This window comes from Mesorhizobium sp. M7A.F.Ca.US.014.04.1.1, from assembly GCF_003998745.1.
In the GTDB taxonomy this organism is placed as follows: domain Bacteria; phylum Pseudomonadota; class Alphaproteobacteria; order Rhizobiales; family Rhizobiaceae; genus Mesorhizobium; species Mesorhizobium ciceri.
Map to the genome: position 1 here is coordinate 1 of NZ_RZRW01000462.1, position 4,558 is coordinate 4,558.

Consider the following 4,558-nt stretch of genomic DNA (forward strand, 5'->3'; position numbering starts at 1 on the left):
CCCGAGCTTGGCCATGTCCAGCTTCCCCGACCTTCCGGCACCCTAGGCAGACTAGCATTCCCAGGAACACCAAGGCCCTTAAACGTTCGAGGTAGGTACGCTGTCCGACGTCGCCAATCCTGATGATTGCCACTTAGCCGAATGACCCGATGGCCATGGTGACCTGGCGTCTTGACGGTTCCACACTGAAAGTTCCAAGGGGTGGACGACATGGCGCGACGTTGGACGATCAATGGGCGGTTTCTTTCGCAGCCGACAACAGGCGTTCAGCGTTACGCGCGCGAGGTCGTGCGCGCTCTCGACACCTTGTTGGCCGAGCAGAACCCGCTGACCCGCGGCCTCGAGCTTGCACTGCTCCACCCTCCAGGGTCCGGAGACTTCCCCCTGGCTTGCATCGAGCGTCGAGAGATCGGCGGCATGAACGGGCATGCCTGGGAACAGGTGCAGCTCCCCTCATCCCTGGATGGCAGCGGACTGCTCAGCCTCTGCAACACAGGGCCGCTGCTTTCCCGCAAGCATATCGTCTGCGTCCATGATGCAAACGTCTGGAATGCCCCGCAGAGCTATTCATTTGCCTTTAGACTTCTTTACAGGAATCTGTTGCCCGCCCTCGGCAAGACGGCGTGCGGTATTTCGACCGTTTCCAACTACTCCTTGGATGAACTGGTTCGCCGCGACGTCATCCCGGCAGAGCGGGCTTTCGTGGCGCCGAACGGCCATGAGCATGCCTTGCGGTGGGAGCCTGAACACTCAGCACAGACGCGGCTGGCGGCCTCGCGGGAAACCGTTGTCCTGATCGGCAGTACCGCACCTCACAAGAATCTGGATCTCCTCCTGAACATGGCTGATCGTCTTGGCGAAGCCGGACTCAGAATCGCGATTGTCGGCATGTCGGATTCGCGCGTCTTTAGGTCAGGATCCGCCAGGACCGAAGCGCGAAACATCCACTGGCTCGGCCGCATTTCGGATGGCGAGTTGGCGGCCCTCCTCGGGGGCTCGCTATGCCTGGCTGTCCCCTCGCTCACGGAGGGCTTCGGTCTCCCAGCCCTCGAGGCGATGGCCGTCGGCTGTCCTGTCGTGGTTTCAGACCGCGCCAGCCTGCCTGAAGTCTGCGGCAATGCAGCGCTGTTTGCATCCCCAGACGACCAGGACGCATGGTTCGACAGTTTCGTGCAGCTTCGCACTTCTCAGGCCCTGCGCGCTCAGATGATGGGCAAGGGAAAGGCGAGAGCCGCGGAATACAGCTGGAGGGCGACGGGCCTGCGTTATCTCCAGGCGATGGCGGCCGCAGACGGCGTCGATACGGAAACGAAGATCGTCAGGGCTCCCGAATTCACATGATCTCGTGAAGTGCCTGGACGGCGTCTAGCGATTCCAGGATCGCGCGGTCGAAGTTCTCTTCTGAAAAACGTCCTGCATTTCTGGCGCAAGCGCGCGGCGCAATGGCATGGCTATTCTCTTCGAACCGTTCCACTGCCTGCTTGAGGTGATCGACCGTTTGAGCCTTGAACAGCACTCCTGTCGGCTCGGAGGATGATCCTAGCCGCTGTACGATGTCGACGGCGCCGCCGCGACCGAACGCGACCAGCGGCGTCCCGCAGGCCTGTGCCTCGGCCAGCGCTATGCCGAAATCCTCGCAGCCCGCAAACACCATCGCCTTCGCCCGCGCCAGCGTGTCCACATAGTCTTTCCGGGGCAGGTAGCCCGAGAAGGTGACGTTGGGACCGGCAAGCGCCCGCAAGCAGGCTGATTGCTGCCCTTCGCCAACGATGACCAGTCGCCGCGACGGCATTTCGTTGAAGGCCCGGATGACAAGGTCGGTGCGCTTGTAGGGGGCGAGGAAGGACGCTGAAACGTAGTAATCGTCCTTATCCTCCACACAAGGCAATTCGCCCAGTGTGACCGGGGGGAAAACGACGCGCGCCTGGCGCCCGTAAATGTGCTGGATACGGGAGCGGACATAATTCGAGTTCGCCAGCATCAGGTCCGGACCGTGCGCGGTTCTCGTATCCCATGTCCTCAGGCGATGGAGCATGTAGCGATAGAGCATTCCCTTGGGGCCGAAACCAAGCCGTCCCTGCTGAAGATAGGAAAATTGTTCATCCCAGGCGTAGCGGACGGGACTGTGCACATAACACAGATGCGGCTGGTCCGGCCTGGTGATGACGCCGCGCGAGAAGGCGGCCGACGACGAGATCACCGCGTCGTAGCCCGTCACGTCGAATTGCTCGATCAGAAAGGGACAGAAAAAGAAGAGGGATCGATAGAATTTATGGACCATCGGTATCCGGTTGGCCGCAGACGTATGGAATTCCACGTCGTGGAAATATTGCTCCTTCACCTCTTGTGGCAGGAAATCGAAAAGCGTGAAGACCTCGGCGTTGGGGAACTGCTTGCAGATTTGCGCAAGAACCCTTTCCCCTCCCCGGAAATTCGGGCACCAGTCATGAACGATCGCTATCCTGGCATTGCTGTCGAAGCCGGGCCCCGGCGCGGCCGGCAATTCTTCGATGGATACATCGATCTTGGCAGCGACGGCCAAATCGGAAGAGCGTTCGTGGAGCATGGTTCCCCCTAGCCTCATAAGGCTGGCAGTCTCCATTCCATGTCGTTGCTCCGGCAAGCTGTCCGATCGGCTACACACCGCTACGGGCGCATGGCCATCTAATACTTGCGGATGTGGTCCGTCACCGGGATACTCCGAAAGCCTGTGTCCGGCGGTAGGCCAGGCTCCTCCCGTCTCCTTTTATGCAGGCTGTGTCGGTCCACTCGTCGGTCTAGGTTTCGGCGGAACCGAAGCTGGATCGAGCATGAGACTCATAGTGATCATCCCGACGCTTGGCCGCAGCGGACAGGTCGGGCGTTTGCTTGGATATTTGGGCGGCCAGACGAGGCTTCCTGATGAGGTCATAGTGTCGGCGCCCGACGCCTCGCATGTCGACCTGCCGGAAAGCTGTCCTTTCCAGGTGTCACTCGTTTTCGGACCGAAAGGACTGGCTGCCCAGCGGAACAGGGCTCTCGTACCTTCCCTGGGGCGCTTCGACATCATCACATTCTTCGACGATGATTTCGTTCCGTCCGCCGAATATCTGCAGCAGGTCGAGAAAGCTTTCGTGGAAAATGACGGATGGGCGGTGGTGATGGGCACGGTCGTCAGGGACGGTGCCACGAATGCTGGCCTCACCTGGGAAAATGCCGAAGCCGCCTTGCGGGAAAACGAGGGCAAAAAACATGATGGACCGCCGGTGGTCGACCATGTCGGAGCATACGGATGCAACATGTCCTTGCGTTCCTCGCTTGTGGGCGACTTGCGCTTCGACGAGCGCCTCGTCTTGTACGGCTGGCAGGAAGACATCGACTTCACCAGCCAAATGAGATCCAAAGGCCGCGTGGTCTGCGTGACCGCGATCACGGGCGTCCATCTCGGTATCAAGACAGGGCGGGTCAGCGGCGAGCGGTTCGGCTACTCCCAGGTTGCGAATGCGATCTATCTGATCAGGAAGGGCTCCGTTCCGGCCTCTTTCGCTCTTCCGCTGATGTTCAGGAATATCGCCGCGAATCTCGCAAAGAGCCTGCGGCCTGAGCCGTATATCGATCGCAGGGGCAGGCTCAGGGGTAACATGCTGGCGATCCGGCACATCGCCATGGGACGAATCGAACCCGAATACATCCTGAAAATCTGAAGGTGGGAAGACAATGCGGAAATGGCTTGTGACAGTGGCGGCGGCTTCATTGGCGGCGGCTGCCTGCCCCTTGCCGACGGTGGCTGCCGAGTACCTCCTCGGACCTCAGGACAAGGTCAGGCTCAAGGTCTACGAATGGCGCGCATCACGCGACGTGATCTTCGAATGGACGGCTCTCAACGACAGTTTCGTCGTCGGTGCCGACGGCACGCTCTTCCTTCCATTTGTCGGCCAGATACGCGCGCAGGGCACCGCCCCCGGCGACCTCGCCCGCGCGATCGGCGACCGCCTGATGCAGCACATGGGCCTCGGCCGCCAGCCGGATGTCGCTGTCGAGATTGTCCAGTACAGGCCGTTCTACATTGTCGGCTACGTCACGCAGCCAGGCGAGTTCCCCTACAGGCCCGGGCTGACGGTGCTGCAGGCGCTGGGAATCGCCGGCGGCCTGCGAACACGCGAGGAAGACATGTCGAGGCTCGAGCGTGAAGTCATCGTGGGTCAGGGCGATGTGGGTTTGTTGGCGCTGAGCAACGTCAGTCTGCTCGCTCGCAAAGCACGGCTGGAATCAGAACTAGCTGGCAGCGACGACATCGCCTTCCCTGCGCAACTGAAGGACAGAGCTTCGAACGAGACGGTCGCGGTGGCGATGGAGCAGGAGCGCAAGATCTTCGCCGTCCGCAAGGACGCCATGGCGACGCAACTCCGTGCCCTGCGCGAACTCAAGGATTTCCTCGAAAAGGAACTGACCTCGCTCGGCCAGCAGATGGCCTTCCACGACCAACAGATCGAACTTATCCAGAAGGAACTCGCGGGTGTTTCGGCCCTTGTCCAGAAGGGGCTGGCGGATAGACCCGGGGGATTCTCTCTTCACGGGA

General features: G+C 60.8%; 4 protein-coding genes. 3 read left to right on the forward strand and 1 reads right to left on the reverse strand.

Annotated elements, in window-relative coordinates; genetic code table 11:
- Positions 1–210 precede the first annotated feature (210 nt).
- Positions 211–1,341, forward strand: coding sequence for a glycosyltransferase family 1 protein (locus EOA22_RS25040; protein ID WP_127390283.1), 1,131 nt, complete (start codon positions 211–213; stop codon positions 1,339–1,341).
- Here the strand turns inward: EOA22_RS25040 and EOA22_RS25045 are convergent.
- Positions 1,334–2,524, reverse strand: a complete 1,191-nt coding sequence (locus tag EOA22_RS25045) for a glycosyltransferase (protein ID WP_245478681.1) — start codon at positions 2,522–2,524, stop codon at positions 1,334–1,336. The two genes, EOA22_RS25040 and EOA22_RS25045, sit on opposite strands and share 8 nt — an antisense overlap.
- A gap of 286 nt (positions 2,525–2,810) precedes the next feature.
- Here EOA22_RS25045 and EOA22_RS25050 point away from each other — a divergent pair, with 286 nt between their 5' ends.
- Both EOA22_RS25050 and EOA22_RS25055 read left to right on the forward strand, forming a co-directional pair.
- Positions 2,811–3,683: a glycosyltransferase family A protein gene (locus EOA22_RS25050; protein ID WP_063170851.1), complete on the forward strand. Its 873-nt coding sequence runs from the start codon at positions 2,811–2,813 to the stop codon at positions 3,681–3,683.
- 13 nt (positions 3,684–3,696) lie between these two features.
- A partial coding sequence (locus EOA22_RS25055) for a polysaccharide biosynthesis/export family protein (protein WP_206521334.1) occupies positions 3,697–4,558 on the forward strand: 862 nt, incomplete at its 3' end.

Bases quoted from the DNA above. Each gene is read 5' to 3' on its own strand.
- EOA22_RS25050 (WP_063170851.1), top strand. From the start codon at position 2,811: ATGAGACTCATAGTGATCATCCCGACGCTTGGCCGCAGCGGACAGGTC.
- EOA22_RS25040 (WP_127390283.1), top strand. From the start codon at position 211: ATGGCGCGACGTTGGACGATCAATGGGCGGTTTCTTTCGCAGCCGACA.